Source organism: Butyricicoccus sp. Marseille-Q5471 (assembly GCF_951230135.1).
GTDB lineage: Bacteria > Bacillota > Clostridia > Oscillospirales > Butyricicoccaceae > Agathobaculum.
This window is the reverse complement of the sequence record NZ_CATNVC010000003.1, coordinates 1-15,290: the sequence shown is the minus strand read 5'-3', so window position 1 is coordinate 15,290 and position 15,290 is coordinate 1. Positions and strand designations below refer to the sequence as shown.

At 39.8% G+C, this 15,290-nt stretch carries 15 protein-coding genes; all 15 read left to right on the top strand.

Annotated elements, in window-relative coordinates; all coding sequences use genetic code 11:
• The first annotated feature begins 14 nt into the window (after positions 1-14).
• The 15 genes from QOX26_RS04590 (at position 15) to QOX26_RS04520 (ending at position 15,152) form a co-directional block, all read left to right on the top strand.
• Complete coding sequence (locus QOX26_RS04590) at positions 15-743, top strand: sugar transferase (protein ID WP_283673732.1); 729 nt, start codon at positions 15-17, stop codon at positions 741-743.
• Entirely contained in the window at positions 743-1,393 is a 651-nt protein-coding gene (locus QOX26_RS04585; protein WP_283673730.1) for an acetyltransferase, read from the top strand. Before QOX26_RS04590 ends, QOX26_RS04585 begins: the two co-directional genes overlap by 1 nt.
• Positions 1,394-1,421: 28 nt before the next feature.
• On the top strand, positions 1,422-2,081 hold the full coding sequence (locus tag QOX26_RS04580) for a 3-hydroxyacyl-CoA dehydrogenase family protein (RefSeq protein WP_283673729.1): 660 nt from the start codon (positions 1,422-1,424) through the stop codon (positions 2,079-2,081).
• A 53-nt stretch (positions 2,082-2,134) separates the two neighbouring features.
• On the top strand, positions 2,135-2,383 hold the full coding sequence (locus tag QOX26_RS04575; protein WP_283673728.1) for a hypothetical protein: 249 nt from the start codon (positions 2,135-2,137) through the stop codon (positions 2,381-2,383).
• 5 nt (positions 2,384-2,388) lie between these two features.
• Positions 2,389-3,639 (top strand): acetyl-CoA acetyltransferase, encoded by a 1,251-nt coding sequence (locus tag QOX26_RS04570; RefSeq protein ID WP_283673727.1) that lies wholly within the window; start codon positions 2,389-2,391, stop codon positions 3,637-3,639.
• Between the two features lie 15 nt (positions 3,640-3,654).
• Positions 3,655-4,731 carry a glycosyltransferase family 4 protein gene (locus QOX26_RS04565; RefSeq protein ID WP_283673726.1) on the top strand — a complete coding sequence of 359 codons (1,077 nt, stop codon included), beginning with the start codon at positions 3,655-3,657 and terminating at the stop codon, positions 4,729-4,731.
• Between the two features lie 13 nt (positions 4,732-4,744).
• A complete protein-coding gene (locus QOX26_RS04560; RefSeq protein WP_283673725.1) occupies positions 4,745-5,749 on the top strand; it encodes a glycosyltransferase family 2 protein in 1,005 nt (334 codons plus the stop codon).
• A complete protein-coding gene (locus tag QOX26_RS04555) occupies positions 5,746-6,828 on the top strand; it encodes a polysaccharide pyruvyl transferase family protein (RefSeq protein ID WP_283673724.1) in 1,083 nt (360 codons plus the stop codon). The genes QOX26_RS04560 and QOX26_RS04555 overlap by 4 nt, the downstream gene beginning before the upstream one ends.
• Before the next feature lie 156 nt (positions 6,829-6,984).
• Positions 6,985-8,070 (top strand): glycosyltransferase, encoded by a 1,086-nt coding sequence (locus QOX26_RS04550; protein WP_283673723.1) that lies wholly within the window; start codon positions 6,985-6,987, stop codon positions 8,068-8,070.
• Between the two features lie 193 nt (positions 8,071-8,263).
• Positions 8,264-9,277: an O-antigen ligase family protein gene (locus QOX26_RS04545; protein WP_283673722.1), complete on the top strand. Its 1,014-nt coding sequence runs from the start codon at positions 8,264-8,266 to the stop codon at positions 9,275-9,277.
• A complete protein-coding gene (locus QOX26_RS04540; protein ID WP_283673721.1) occupies positions 9,264-10,355 on the top strand; it encodes a glycosyltransferase in 1,092 nt (363 codons plus the stop codon). Before QOX26_RS04545 ends, QOX26_RS04540 begins: the two co-directional genes overlap by 14 nt.
• 450 nt (positions 10,356-10,805) lie before the next feature.
• Positions 10,806-11,762: an ATP-grasp fold amidoligase family protein gene (locus tag QOX26_RS04535; protein ID WP_283673720.1), complete on the top strand. Its 957-nt coding sequence runs from the start codon at positions 10,806-10,808 to the stop codon at positions 11,760-11,762.
• Entirely contained in the window at positions 11,762-13,249 is a 1,488-nt protein-coding gene (locus tag QOX26_RS04530; protein ID WP_283673719.1) for a lipopolysaccharide biosynthesis protein, read from the top strand. Before QOX26_RS04535 ends, QOX26_RS04530 begins: the two co-directional genes overlap by 1 nt.
• Before the next feature lie 121 nt (positions 13,250-13,370).
• Positions 13,371-13,916 carry a hypothetical protein gene (locus QOX26_RS04525; RefSeq protein WP_283673718.1) on the top strand — a complete coding sequence of 182 codons (546 nt, stop codon included), beginning with the start codon at positions 13,371-13,373 and terminating at the stop codon, positions 13,914-13,916.
• 36 nt (positions 13,917-13,952) lie between these two features.
• Positions 13,953-15,152 carry a Coenzyme F420 hydrogenase/dehydrogenase, beta subunit C-terminal domain gene (locus QOX26_RS04520; protein ID WP_283673717.1) on the top strand — a complete coding sequence of 400 codons (1,200 nt, stop codon included), beginning with the start codon at positions 13,953-13,955 and terminating at the stop codon, positions 15,150-15,152.
• Positions 15,153-15,290 lie beyond the last annotated feature (138 nt).

Below are 15,290 nucleotides of genomic sequence, written 5' to 3'. Positions count from 1 at the left end.
ATTGAGGAACATAGATGATAATAGTTTGGATTATCCTTTGGATTATCGCGATTGCGTTTGCTGTCGGTGTGATTGCCGTCTTAGCAGACGCAATCGGGAAGAAGGACAGTAAGCATAAGCCTTATGGCCCATACGAGCATTTTGTAAAGCGTGGATTGGACGGTTTTCTTGCTACTGGGGCACTTATAGTTCTTTCCCCTGTTTTGCTTATTACAGCAATCATGGTTCGTGTGAAACTTGGCTCTCCTGTTCTCTTCACACAGGAGCGGCCCGGCAGAGACGGAAAAATATTCAAACTCTACAAATTTAGGACGATGACCGATGCCAGAGATGAAAAGGGAGAGTTGCTTCCTGACGATCAACGACTCCCGGCGTTCGGACAGAAACTCAGGTCAACTTCTCTTGATGAGCTGCCAGAGCTGATCAATATGATAAAGGGCGATATGGCTGTGGTTGGTCCGAGACCCTTGTTGGTTCGATATCTCCCACGATACAACGCACACCAAGCTCGTCGGCACGAGGTCAGACCAGGCTTCACGGGCCTTGCGCAAGTCCACGGCCGGAATGCCATTAGCTGGGAAGAGAAGTTCGACTGGGATGTGAAGTACGTTGACAATATTACATTCAAGGGCGATCTGCAAATAATCATAGATACAGTAAGGACTGTGCTTAAACGAGAAGGAATCAATTCCGATACTTCAGCAACAATGGAAGAATTTATGGGTACTGAGGAGAAAGCCTAATGAAAGATTTAATTATTTTTGGTGCCAGTGGCTTTGGCCGCGAGGTTGCTTGGGCAGTCGAAAGACTGAATAAAGTTACTCCCACCTGGAATCTTCTCGGTTTTATGGATGATGCTGATGATATCCAGGGAACCGAGATAAACGGGTACAAGGTACTCGGTAAAACTGCAGATGTCAGTAATTATCCCGATGCCTATTATGTAGTTGCTGTTGGTGCTTCAAGGACACGCGAGAAAATCGTCTCCAATATGAAGACGGTGAATCCTAGCATCAAGTTCGGAACAGTTATTGACCCCTCTGTTGAGATGTCTGATCTTGTGACCATCGGTGAAGGCACGATCATTTGTGCTCACACTATTATTACGGTCAATATTGAGATTGGGTCCCATGTAATTATCAATCTCGATTGTACCGTTGGCCATGATGCTGTCCTCCAGGATTTCGTTACTCTTTACCCGTCCGTAAATGTGTCCGGTATTACGAATATCGGTCACGCAGTAGAACTTGGAACAGGGATGCAGATCATTCAGGGCAAGACCGTGGGTGATTACAGCATAGTAGGAGCTGGAGCTGTGGTTGTCAAAGACATTCCGGCAAAATGTACGGCGGTGGGAAGCCCCGCGAAGCCAATAAAGTTCTTTGAAGAATGATGATGGAACGGATAGAGAGGATAGCTGAGTGGATATAAAGACAGTAACAGTTATAGGCGTTACCGGTACCATGGGCGCGAACGTAGCAGGTATCTTTGCCTCTTTTGGAGATGCAAAAGTTTACTGCGTCGGACGCGACATTGAAAAAGTTAAGAAAACGATTCCCCGTATTGTGAAGTCTGTAAAGGCAGACGCAATTGCGAAGAATCTGGTTCCTGCTGACTTCTCTATGTTGGAGAAGTGTGTCGCAGAGTCAGATCTCGTTTTTGAAAGTAGCAAAGAGGATATCGGGGTAAAGAAAGAGATTGCAGGTCAGGTTGCCAAAACCCTACAGCCGCATGCTGTTTCCTGCACTGGCTCTTCTGGCCTTTCAATAACAGAAATTGCAAACTGCTATCCTGACGGATTGAAAGAACACTTCTTCGGTGTTCATATGTTCAATCCGCCTTACAGTATGTCGCTCTGTGAACTGACACCGACAGCGTTCTCTGATCATAAGATGCAGGCTGAACTGAAGGAATATCTCAGTACAAAACTGATCAGAACTGTAGTCGAAGTCAAGGATTCTCCTGCGTTCCTTGGCAACCGAATCGGCTTCCAGTTTATCAATGAGGCACTTCGGTATGCCGAGCGTTTTAAGGACAACGGCGGTATCGACTATACCAGAAAGCTTTCGAGAGGCTTGTAAACAACCACTCGCTTGAAGCTGAAATCTGCCGGTACTTCCTGCTGGACTATATTGTGTACAGCCTTTATGCCACTAAGGAAGTGGGTTACACGATTGAGGCGGCTGATGATGTAATGGCCACGGGATTTAACTGGTGTCCGCCGTTGGCAATGTATCAGGCACTCTCTACTGTTGCCGATGTTCCGACACTCATCAGAGAAAACCTTCCTGATGTCTGTAAGAAAGTCAACATTGATGAGCTTCTCGCAGAAGTGAAGCCTTCAAAGTACGATTACAGACTGTATTTCAAATCTGGGAGGTAAATCAGATGAGCAAAGTTTACATACTCGGTGGCGCTCAGACAGATTTTGAGCGCAACTGGAAAAAAGAAGGCAAGGGCATGGTCGCCATCTTGAAAGAGGTTATGGCAGATGGACTTGCCCACGCTGGATTGAGTTTTGATGATGTAAAGGCACTTAACGGTGATAACCGTGTGGCTTGTTTCGTAGGTAACTTTATTGCAGAGAAATACGTGGATCAGGGTCACCTTGGTGCATTTCTGACTGAAGTTGATCCGGCTTTTTACGGTGTTCCGAGTGCAAGATATGAAGCCGCATGCGCTTCTTCCTCAGTCGCTATTGATGCAGCCGCAACGAAAATCCACGCTGACGAATACGATGTCGATATTGTCGTTGGCTGGGAACTGATGAAGACTGTTGACTCTAAGCTGGGAGGAGATTTCCTCGGCAGGGCTGCCTACTACGAGAAGGAAGGCAAGGGCATTGAATTGCCGTTCCCGAAACTGTTTGGTCGGCTCGCTGATGAAACTCTGAAGAAGTATCCGGAGCTTGATGAAAAGCGTTACATGGATGCGTTAGCGAAGATCTCAGTTATCAATTACAGCAACGCCAAGCGCAATCCTCTCGCTCAGACCCGTAAATGGTTTATGAGCTATGACCAAGCAAGCACGAGAGGGACAGATACGAATCCGCTGGTCGGCGGTAAGCTCGGCGTATCCGACTGCTCACAGGTGACGGACGGCGCTGCTGTCGTGGTGCTGTGCAGCGAGAAGTTCATTGCTGAACGAGGATACCAAGACAAGCCAGTCATCAAAGGCTATGGTCACAGGACTGCTCCGATGCTCTTCGATAAGAAAATGGCTGATAACGAAGGAAGCGAGTACATCCTTCCCTGGACGAGACAAGCTGTATTGGATGCCTACAAGAGAGCTGGGTTGATGGTAGATGACATAGATGTGTTCGAGACGCATGACTGTTTCACCAGCTCTGAATACGCAGCCATTAGCGCATTTGGTTTGACGGCTCCAGGGTATGAGTATGAAGCAGTAGAGAGTGGCCTGATCGATTTCGATGGTGACAAACCAATCAATCCTTCCGGTGGGCTGATTGGCTGTGGACATCCTGTGGGTGCTTCAGGTGCGAGAATGTTCCTTGACTTGTACAAACAGGTCACTGGAACAGCCGGTGGTTATCAGGTCGAAAGTGTGAAAAATGGCATGATGCTGAATATCGGCGGAAGTGCCACGACAAACTATGTGTTTATAGTTGGGAAAGAATAGAAAGGTTATGACGGGATGAGGGTATTAATCCTTGCCAATATGGATATTGGTTTATATAAGTTCCGGAAAGAGCTAATTGAGGAATTACTAAGTAGGGGCAATGAAGTGTACATCTCGCTTCCCGATGGTGATCTTGTCCGGCCATTTGAAAAGATGGGCTGCACTTTCATCGATACTCCAGTTGACCGCCGTGGGATTAACCCCAAGACGGATTTTGGCCTCTTCCAGCACTATAGGAAGATGATGAAAGAGGTTAATCCTGATCTCATTATTACATACACCATTAAACCTAATATCTATGGTGGTATTGCAGCGAGGTTGGCAGGTAAGCAGTATGCAGTGAATATCACAGGACTTGGAACAGCATTTGAAAATGCAGGACTGATAAGAACTGTTGTTGTTAATCTCTACAAATTCGCATTAAAGAAAGCGAAGGTCATCTTCTTTGAAAATAGCAATAATAAGGACGAGCTGTTGTCGTTTGGATGTTGCGATAAAGAGAAGACAGTAGTTCTTAACGGTGCTGGCGTTAACACAGAGACTTATGCCTATCAGCCTTATCCTAATAATAATGTTGTAAAATTCCTCTTCGTCGGTCGGGTTATGAAGGAAAAGGGCATTGATGAACTATTCGCTGCTATGCGGAGACTGGTAGCGGAAGGCCAGAAGTGTTTCTTGGATGTTGTAGGACCGTTTGAAGAGAATTATAAGGAAAAGCTGGAAGAGTACGAGAAAGCAGGATGGCTTAAGTACCATGGATACCAGGAGAATGTGATCCCCTTCATTGCTGCTTGTGATTGTTTTGTTCTTCCTTCTTATCATGAGGGGATGGCAAATACAAATCTTGAGTGTGCAAGCTCTGGTAGACCGATTATTACAAGTAATATCCCTGGTTGCAGGGAAGCGATTGTAGAGGGAAGTGGCTTATTGTGTGAGCCAAAGAACAATGAGAGCCTATATGAAGCTATGAAGGCAATGATAGAAAAGACCAGGGAAGAGCGAGAGCAAATGGGCCAAGTCGGTCGTAAGCACATGGAAGACGTCTTTGATAAGAAAAAGGTAGTAGAAGAAACAATAAAACATCTTATGTGAAGAGGAAAAGACAGTGGCAAAACTCAGTATTGTTGTTCCGGTCTATAATGTTCAAGATTATATAGACGAATGTGTTAGAAGCATTATAGATCAGAATGAGAATGACATTGAGATTGTTCTTGTAGATGATGGGTCAACCGATCAGTCTGGCAAGATTTGCGATTCATGGGCAGAAAGAATATCCAAAATCAAAGTAGTTCACAAAGAAAATGGTGGATTGTCCTCAGCTCGAAATGCTGGACTTGAAAAAGCCACTGGAGAATACATTCTATTTGTGGATTCCGATGATAGGATCGCTGCAGATAGTCTGACAGCTATTCTTGACTGTATTGAGGAAACGAGAGCCGATTATTACTTCCTATCTGGAAAGAAATTTTATCCAGACGGAAAGGAAGAACCTCTCGATGATCCGATACCGCGAGAAGACATTACAGGGAAAAAAAGTATAGATGTTGTCCGCTATATAGCGGGTCTTACCAAATACCCAGGAAGTGCATGTACAAAGGCGTACAAACGTGATTTTCTCGAAAAGAACTCTATTCGTTTTCCTTCTGACAGAAGGTTAGCTGAGGATTTGGGTTTCACACTTAGATGTATACTTGCCGCCACATCGTTTGATGTCTGCGCACATGATTATTATTTATACCGTCAAAGCCGAGAGGGCTCAATTACAAGTGCAACCACAGGGATAAATAAATCTTTTTGGAACTTAGCCATTTTTATTAAAGAATCAATATCTCAGCTTTCTGAAAACCATGAGCCAAAAGGTGAGAAAGAAAAGTATGCATTGAGTTTAGTTGCATATGAGTACTCTGTGGCCCTTGTTCATTTTTGTAGAGTCACTGAGCGTGTTGATGAAGCTTATTCACTGATGAAAGATGCAAAGTGGCTGAAGAATTATCTTGGTTCAAAAAGAGGGAAAATAATATCTCTTCTGCTGAGCACCTTAGGCATAAGAACAACGTCAAAGCTTCTTTCATATGCATACCTGAGAAGGGAAAGGATCAATAACAGATGAGAGTAGCAATAGTGACATTACATAGAGTTTATAATTATGGCTCTGTTTTACAGGCGTATGCTACTCAGGAAGTCTTTGAGAAGCGTGGACATGACACGAAGATAATAGACTATATAACCCCTCAAAGAACTAAATGGCGTTTGTTCTGGGGAAAAGGTGCCGAAGGACAGAGTAATGTCATCTACAGAATTGCAAAAATTGGGTCTTTCATTCTGAAGGAAAAGACTTTTGGAAGATTTGTGAGAACCCGGCTTAATCTGACCAAGAGATATGTAACAGCTGATGATCTGCAGAGGGATCCCCCGGAAGCTGATCTCTATGTAACAGGAAGTGATCAGACGTGGAATAGTCAATATAACGAGGGCATCGATAGAGGTTTTTTCCTTGACTTCCTTCCAGATACTGCTCGGAGAATTGCGTTTGTTTCAAGTTTTGGGAAGACAGAGTTAGATAAAGGGGAAATCGAAGAGACCAAGAGATTACTCAGAAGATATGAGAAAATTTCTGTACGAGAAGACTCGGCTGTAAAGATTATGACAGACATGGGGTTGGAAGCACCTACCCACCTGATGGATCCAACTTTGATGTTGGATAAAGAAGAGTGGTTGAAGATTGCATCTCCGAGACTCGTTAAGAAGCCTTATTTAATCCTTATGCTCTTATATAACGAGGACAACCACGCAACAGAATATGCAAGGAAAATAGCAGATGAGAAGGGGCTGAAGCTTGTAAAGATTTCTTGGGAGATGAAGAAACCTCCGTTAGTCGATCAGCTCTTCACCCATAGATCACCTGCTGATTTCTTATCCTTATTCTATTATGCTGATTTCGTCGTAACGAATTCATTCCATGGGCTGGCTTTTTCACTAAATCTTGAGAAGCAGTTTATCATTGTGCCTCGTAATGAATTCAATTCACGGATAGAAAGTCTTCTTAGATTGGTAGGATTAGAAGATAGATTGATTAACGATGGCAACATAAGTATAGCGCAAGATAGAATTGATTATTCCTTGCCTAACAAGAAAATAGTGCAAGAACGGAAACGTGTTGATGAATTCTTAAATCAGCTGAACATATAGTGCTTTCATTTGTATCTTGATCGTAAATAGTCAGATTAAGAAGACGCGTTTACGAAACAAGTTATAATGTGGTTCAACAGCTCTTGTATTTTCATTGAGTTTATATAGCAATTAACGAAGATAGGTGTAGGACTTATGTATAATATCCTTCATGTTATGGCTGGGGCAGATGCTGGTGGAATATCGATGGTGGTTCTAAACTATTACAAGTATTTGGATCACAATCGGTATCACTTTGACGTTGCTATAACATCGGATCATATTGGGATGAATGGAGAGAAACTGATTGAATTAGGAGCCAAAATTTATTTTCTTCCGCTGAAGTCTGAAGGAATAAAGAAATATAAAAAGGCATTATCAGAAATTCTTGATACAAATCAGTATGATTGTATTCATGTTCATGAGAATGAAACTTCTTATGTTGCACTTAGTGTAGCAAAAAAGCATAACATTAGTCGGAGAATCGCACATTCACATACAACATCACCATCATCGTCCTTGAAGAATGAATTGAGAAGACTCTCTGGATGCTTCCTTAACGGAATATATTCAACAAATATGGTGGGGTGTGGAGAGCTTGCAGGAAGACGTGTGTTTGGTAATCATAATTTCAATAAAGGCAAGGTAATTGTATTACCAAACGGAATTGAAACAAAGAGATTTAGCTACAATCAAGATGTGCGCAATAATGTCCGAAATGCATTGAATCTGGAACAAAATTTTGTTGTTGGTATGGTTGGAAGAATAGACTATCAGAAGAACAACATTTTTGCTATAGAGATTTTCAAACAAATTCATAAGAATATTTCCACTGCAAAACTCGTTATTGCAGGAAATGGGCCTGATGAGAATGCGTTAAAGGATGCGATAAGTTCCTCAGGGTTAACAGAGGAAATCATTATGCTTGGTAGAAGGTCTGATGTGGATCAACTGTATCAGGCGTTTGATATATTTTTACTTCCCTCACGTTTTGAGGGATTTCCAGTAGCGGCAGTAGAGGCATTGAGCAGTGGGCTTCCTGTTTTGCTTTCTAATACTATTACTAAAGAACTTTCATTTGGCAATGCAGTAGAGTATCTGCCATTGGATAATGTATCGGAGTGGGTCTCAGCTGCTTTAAAGTACACAAATGACCCATTTCGAAGTGTTAGACAACGTGAGGTTCTTGAACAAGGGTTAGATATTATGAGTTGCAAGAACATTTTAATGGATATCTACGAGGGGAGAAGGGATCTTGAGTAGGATCAAATATATCAATTCAAAACCGATAAGAAAGGATTACCTGCTCTATTTGTATGCAATCCATGTGTTTCTAGTATACTTAGATGGGTTTGTGAAGTTCCCGACCATTCTTATAAATGTCACACAGTATTTATTTATTGCCTTAGGCCTTGTACGTATAATAAGGAATAAGATGCTACGTGTTACACCGTATATGGAATGGGGACTTTGTTTTATAATAGTTATGCTGTTATCGCTGGTATATGCGCCTAATGCGAATGATGGCATGTGGTTGTCAATTATTCCGTTTAGTATACAATTTCTGGTCTATATCGTGTTATTTGATAATATAAAGACACTGGATGATTGTACTTGGGTCATGCACTTGTATATGATTGCAGGGCTTTTGTTTTCACTTGTGGCATTGATTTTTTATACAGGAGATTTGTTTTCTGGAAGAAGATTTGGATTCTCATTAGGTTTTAATCCAAATGAAATCATGGTTCAAATGATTCTCCCAGCAAGCTTTGCTTTTTTCATGGCATATAAAGATGAGCATGTAAACTACAAATATGTTGTATCCTTTGCTTTATGTGCACTTGTTTTGTTAAGTACGGGATCCAAAAAATCTGTTTTAATAGCTTTATATGTAATCATCTTCCTGCTTCTGAAATCCGAGAGAAAAAGTAAAATTAAAACAATCGTGGGCTTAATTGTTGCCGGTTTGCTCGCATATTATGCGCTATTTAATGTAGATTTTCTGTATAACTCATTAGGCAGAAGGGTCGAGGCATTTTTTTCACTATCCAATAACGTGATTACTAACGCTAATACTACGGACTACACACGTCATATGATGCGCAGGGATGCGTTCAGATTCTTCTTAGATAGTCCGATATGGGGAAACGGCTGCGAATCGTTTCGTTCCATTAGCTCCTATGGTACATATTCGCATAACAATTATGCTGAAATCCTTTGCTCATATGGTGCAATAGGAGGCGTGGCGTACTACATTCTGCCAATTACATACTTAATAAAATCAGGCAACCGATTGTTATTTAAGAAAGAAAAAAACATATATCTGTGTTTGATAGTTGGCTTGATCATTGTTTATCTTTTAATTGACTGGGGCGCAGTAACAACAATTTCAAGATACAATATGTTCTTGTTCTCGTTCTGTTCTGCTCTCTACTCTATACAAAGGAAAGTAGAATATGCTGAAGCTTAAGAAGAAAAAAATATTCTTTGTTTTGCCAAGTCTAACTTCGGGTGGAGCAGAGAGAGTAGTTTCTATCTTGTCAAATAGCCTTTCGGGTATGGATTACGATGTCAGTATCATCGTCTTCAATGATAAGGATAAAGCCTATGAGATAGATAATGAAGTAAATATTATTCTTGCAGGAAAAGGGATATCGTATAATCAACGACTGAATACAATATTTAAACTTGTTGATTTGCGAAGTATTATTAAGTTATATCCCGGAGCGATAGTTATTCCATTTCACGATTCATGTTTGAAATACGCTATTGCTGCAACAAAGGGATTAAATGCTAAAGTCATCGCTTGCGAAAGAAATGATCCGTACCACCTATATCCTACGCAGAAGAGCGCAGAAAAGATAAGGCATTTATATAGAAAGTCAGACGCATGTGTATTTCAGACAAAGGATGCAAGGGATTTCTTTAACATTAAAAATTCTAAGAAATGCTATATTATCCAAAATCCTGTCACTCAACCCTACTATACATGGGAAGGTAATATAAAATCAGGAAGATTGATATCTGTTTGTCGGTTGTCTGCGCAAAAAAACATTTATATGGCAATTGATGCTGTAAAGAAAGCTCTTAAAAAGGGCAACTTGAAATTATCGTATCATATTTATGGACAAGGAGAGTTACTAGGGGAGTTAGAGGATTATGTAAAAAGAGAAGGAATGTGCGACTATGTTTCTTTTATGGGAACAACAAAAAATGTACAAAAAGAATTATCGACACATTCTGTTTTTGTTTTATCGTCTGATTACGAAGGAATATCAAATGCTATGCTAGAAGCTCTTTCTGTTGGAATGCCTGTCATATCAACGGACTGCCCTATTGGTGGAGCGAGAGAGACTATCACGGATGGCGTAAATGGCATACTCGTTCCAGTGGGTGATTCAGATGCTTTAGCTGAGTCTATTATCCGTTTACTATCAGATGAGCGTTTAGCTAAAGAAATCGGTGCGAACGCAAGAGAAATAATAGATAATAATTCAGTAGAGGCTATTTCGCAGCAATGGGTCAATGTTATCGAAGGGTTATGCTGATGAGTACATGAGGCGTAACCTTGAGGATATAATTGTGATATTTGTTGGATTATAATGTTGGGGACATTCACTTCAACACCTTCAGACCAACAATTTTAAGGTTGATGTTTTTGAAAAGGTCGCCCTTCTGCAAAAAAGTGTAGATTCAGTTGTGACTCGCCATCCGGTGAGATTGAGTCGATTATGTAAAAGATAAGTTTAAGGGCTATAGTTTGTGCTAAAAATATATGCCTTTAGGACAGATGTGTGTCCATTGTTAAGGGGGGCATCATACTGACACTATATAGAGATATGCATGTTTGCCGCTATGCAGCTATCCACTCATATCCTCGGGTTTAGTAGTGTGTTGAGGTCTGATGGATAATTATATTAATCTTTACATTCAAAGAGAAGCGGATACCTGGTTTCATAACCTCATCGTTTCCCTTCGCAGAAAGGCGGGATATAGTGATGAATTTTGCTGGAATAGGTTTAAAGATAAGGCGTTATATTACTGAATCTGATTATCGGTTTATAATAAATGATAGCCTCGGTCTTCTAAAGAGAATGCCGGACGAGGAGTTCTTAAAAAGAAAATTTAAAATTATCATGGGGTATGATCTAGATCTTGACAAACCAGTATCATTTAATGAAAAAATGCAGTGGTTGAAATTGCATGACAGAAAACCGATATATACTCAGATGGTGGATAAATTTGAGGCAAAACAATATGTGACAGATATTGTCGGAAAAGATTTTATAATTCCTACATATGGCGTGTGGGATAGTTTTGATGATATTGATTTTTCAACACTGCCTGAACGATTTGTATTAAAATGTACACATGATTCTGGCGGGCTGGTGATATGTCGTGACAAAAAAAACATGGATATTGTAAAGGCAAGACAGAAAATCAACCACTCGTTAAGAACTAACTATTATTATTCCGGAAGAGAATGGCCTTACAAAAATGTTAAACCCAGAATTATCGCAGAAAAGTTTATGTCAAATGATAACAGCAACAGTATTAACAATACAGATTTGCCTAGTGGCTTGATTGACTATAAATTTTACTGTTTCAATGGGAAACCTGAACTTTTGTATGTTTCAAAGGGTCTAGAGAATCATAAAACAGCAAGAATCAGTTTCCTTTCACTTGATTGGAAATTCGCTCCATATTGCAGAACAGATTATACTCCTTTTGAAGATCTACCTTTGATGCCTGAAAACTATAACAAAATGATTGAGCTGGCAAAACTATTATCTGCTGGCCACTCATTTTTGAGAGTTGATCTTTATGAAGTCAATAAACATGTTTATTTCTCAGAGCTTACGTTCTCTCCTTGCAGTGGTTTTTTGCCCTTTGGAAGTAGAGAGCAAGACAATATGATGGGAAGTTTATTGAAACTAAACACAGGAGATTTTTAATGGATCAGTCGATAGGTAGCAAAGTAAAAAATGCAACAAAGTGGTCTGTCATCACCGAAATAGCCGCCAAACTTATATCTCCTTTTTCTAATATGGTATTGGCACGGTTGCTCACCCCAGAAGCTTTTGGCGTAGTGGCGACTGTAACAATGATTACTAGTTTTGCCGATATGTTTACAGATGCTGGGTTTCAAAAGTATCTAATTCAGCACGAATTTTCGGATGATGATGATAGAAGAAAGTCTACAACGGTTGCTTTTTGGACAAATCTTGCTATTTCACTTTTGCTATGGATTATTATAGGCGTAAATAAAGATTGGATTGCTAATATAGTTGGAAATCCGGGGTTGGGCGATGTGATTCTTATTGCGTGCTTCTCCTTGCCATTGACTTCTTTTTCCAGTATACAAATGGCGCTTTTTAAGCGCGATTTCGATTTTAAAACGCTTTTTTTTGTAAGACTTATATCAATAGCTGTACCTATTGTAGTTACTATACCCTTGGCATTTATTACACACAGTTATTGGGCGTTAATAATTGGCACAATAACTATGAACTTTGTAAATGCTGTTGTGCTAACAATAAAATCTGATTGGAAACCAAATCTGTATTTCAGCTTAAATAAGTTGCGGGAAATGCTCTCGTTTAGTTGTTGGACATTGGTTGAACAGATCTCGATTTGGTTAACTTCATATATTGGAACTTTCATCGTAGGCGCTTTATTGACAACATACTATGTAGGTCTCTATAAAACTTCAATGACTACTGTCAATCAAATCATTGCTCTGATTACGAGTGCAACAACACCGGTACTATTCTCGGCTCTTTCTAGAGTACAGGATGATAATGAAGTCTTTGAAGATATATTCTATAAGTTTCAAAGAGGCGTTGGTCTATTTGTATTTCCAATTGGGGCAGGCATCTACCTATATAGGGCCCTTGTTACAAGAATATTATTAGGAAGTCAATGGGGTGAAGCAGCTTCGTTTATAGGCTTGTGGGGCTTTATGAGTTCCCTGACTATTGTTTTTAGCCATTATAGCAGTGAAGTTTATAGAGCAAAAGGTAAACCACGTCTATCCTTTTTTGTACAATGCGCTCATCTGATTTTCTTAGTTCCAGCATTAATAATAAGTGGGAAATATGGATTCGAAGCTCTTTACATTACACGTTCTTTGGCCAGGATTCAGATGATTCTTATAAATCTCGTTGTAATGTGGGCGATATTTAAAATAACCCCAGCAAAACAAATTTTGAATGTTCTTCCAGAAATGATAGCTACCATAGGCATGGTAGGGGTTTCGCTTCTTCTGAAGCAAATTGGAAACAGTATCTTGTGGGAGTTTATCTCTATTTTTATATGTGCGGTAAGCTATTTTGCTATTATTATGCTATTTAAGAGAGAGAGACAGGAGCTGTTTGGCATAATATGGCCGTACATAGACAAAGCAAAAAAAACAATTCAAAAAAATTCGAGAGGGTGTTGACTTTATGGTTTTCGATAATACAATTTCTTCAGACAGACAGACAGACAGACAGACAGACAGACAGACAGACAGACAGACAGACAGACAGACAGACAGGAATATTATAAAGTCAAAAAAAGATTTGAAAGATTGGCTGCAATATGAGAAACAAAAATATCCCAGCGTGAAACCTCTATATTGGGTTTATCCGATTACAGAGGGAGATGCGATTTGGAGGTGGCAGAGGCGTTTACGAGTGACTGAATATTATCATAATAGTGGAAAGAAAATCCTCTATTACATTTCATTTGTAATGCTTAAAAGGCTGTCTTTAAAATATGGAATTAATATCGGCGTTAACTGCTGTGGAGTTGGGTTGCAGATAATGCATGTGGGATCAATCCTCCTAAATAATAATGTTAGATGTGGACGCGACTGCGCTTTTCATATTAATACAGCAATTGTTGCTGGGGGAACCGATGATTATGCTCCTGTCATAGGCAATAACGTCGTACTTGGAATTGGATCTACAGTTTTAGGTAATACATATTTAGCCGATTCAATTGCTGTGGGTGCAGGTGCTGTTGTAAACAAGCCTTTTTTTGAATCAAATATAGCAGTAGCAGGTGTTCCTGCGAAAAAAGTTAGTAATAACGGCCGAAGTGAGTGGAATAAATCACGGCAGTAATGTCGGTAAATACTTTTATCTTTGGAGATATGTAAAATGCGATCAAATGAATTGATACAAAGCCCTGAAAAATGTTCATCTTGTGGTGCATGCGTGAATGCATGCCCAGTTTCTGCGATATCTCTTTCCAAAGATAGTAAAGGCTTTTTATTCCCTAAAATAGAGGAAAGCAAATGTATCAATTGCAAAAAATGTATTTCTATTTGCCCTTTAAAAAATGCTTTTCTTTCAAATAACAGAAAAGATAGAGTTTATGCAGTAGTTAATAAAGATAAAAATCTTCTACGGATGAGTGCTTCCGGAGGGGCATTTTCTGCAATTGCTAGTTGGGCATTGGATAATGATTACTTTGTATATGGATGTGCTTGGAATCCGGAAATGTATCCAATTCACATATGCGTATCAAACATTTCTGATCTGCCAAAACTGTTAGGATCCAAATATGTTCAAAGTGATGCGGGAAGCGTATTCACAGAAATCAAAGAGAAACTCTTTGACGGCAAAAAAGTATTGTTTTCAGGTACCCCATGCCAATGTGATGGACTGCGACGATTTGTTGGGAAAACATTTGATAATTTGATCTGCATAGAGTTGGTTTGTCATGGTGTCCCAAGTGCCACTTTGTTTCATGATTATATTGAATTATTAGAAGCGCGATTGAACGGTAAAATATATGACTTAAAATTCCGGGATAAAAAGCGTGGCTGGGGCGCGTTATTACGTATTGATTATATTAATTATAGAGGAAAGAAAAGGACGGCTTTTCTCTCGCCTGATGAATCATTTTACTATTCTTACTACTGGGATGGCTATTTGTATAGGGATTCATGCTATCAGTGTAAGTATGCAGGACCAAATAGACAGAGTGATCTAACTATTGGTGATTATTGGGGCATTCAAAAGGTTCATCCAGAAATAGATGCTTCGCTAGGTGTTTCTGTGGTTTTATCAAGTACAGAAAAGGGCGATATGATATTAAGACAGACCACTGACTACTTATCGATAGTACCTTCAGAGATTGAAAAAGCACAAATTGAAAATGGGCAGCTCTTAGATTCATCTCAAAAGTCCGAGCTAAATGAAGTTTTGCTAGAGATATATGAAAAAGATGGCATTGAAGGATTAAGAAAATACTATGTGTCAAATTCTAAAAAGAAGATAATTAGAGGTAAAATAAAACGGTGGATACCTTTGAAAGTTAAGCGAGCAATCATCAAATTAATCTCATCTAATTAGATGACTGAAAGTGTCCTGGTATAGTAAAGTTGTAACACCGCTCTCTAAAGTAGTATAGTAGAAGAAAGCAAAGGAGAGAGCCAATGGGACACTTTACCGAAGAGACAAAGAAGCGGGTAGTCCGATACCATATTCAAG

What these genes read in the sequence shown, in the direction of transcription:
- QOX26_RS04590 (WP_283673732.1), top strand. Translation starts at nt 15, where the DNA reads ATGATAATAGTTTGGATTATCCTTTGGATTATCGCGATTGCGTTTGCT.
- QOX26_RS04585 (WP_283673730.1), top strand. Translation starts at nt 743, where the DNA reads ATGAAAGATTTAATTATTTTTGGTGCCAGTGGCTTTGGCCGCGAGGTT.
- QOX26_RS04570 (WP_283673727.1), top strand. Translation starts at nt 2,389, where the DNA reads ATGAGCAAAGTTTACATACTCGGTGGCGCTCAGACAGATTTTGAGCGC.
- QOX26_RS04565 (WP_283673726.1), top strand. Translation starts at nt 3,655, where the DNA reads ATGAGGGTATTAATCCTTGCCAATATGGATATTGGTTTATATAAGTTC.
- QOX26_RS04555 (WP_283673724.1), top strand. Translation starts at nt 5,746, where the DNA reads ATGAGAGTAGCAATAGTGACATTACATAGAGTTTATAATTATGGCTCT.
- QOX26_RS04550 (WP_283673723.1), top strand. Translation starts at nt 6,985, where the DNA reads ATGGCTGGGGCAGATGCTGGTGGAATATCGATGGTGGTTCTAAACTAT.
- QOX26_RS04545 (WP_283673722.1), top strand. Translation starts at nt 8,264, where the DNA reads ATGGAATGGGGACTTTGTTTTATAATAGTTATGCTGTTATCGCTGGTA.
- QOX26_RS04540 (WP_283673721.1), top strand. Translation starts at nt 9,264, where the DNA reads ATGCTGAAGCTTAAGAAGAAAAAAATATTCTTTGTTTTGCCAAGTCTA.
- QOX26_RS04535 (WP_283673720.1), top strand. Translation starts at nt 10,806, where the DNA reads ATGAATTTTGCTGGAATAGGTTTAAAGATAAGGCGTTATATTACTGAA.
- QOX26_RS04530 (WP_283673719.1), top strand. Translation starts at nt 11,762, where the DNA reads ATGGATCAGTCGATAGGTAGCAAAGTAAAAAATGCAACAAAGTGGTCT.
- QOX26_RS04520 (WP_283673717.1), top strand. Translation starts at nt 13,953, where the DNA reads ATGCGATCAAATGAATTGATACAAAGCCCTGAAAAATGTTCATCTTGT.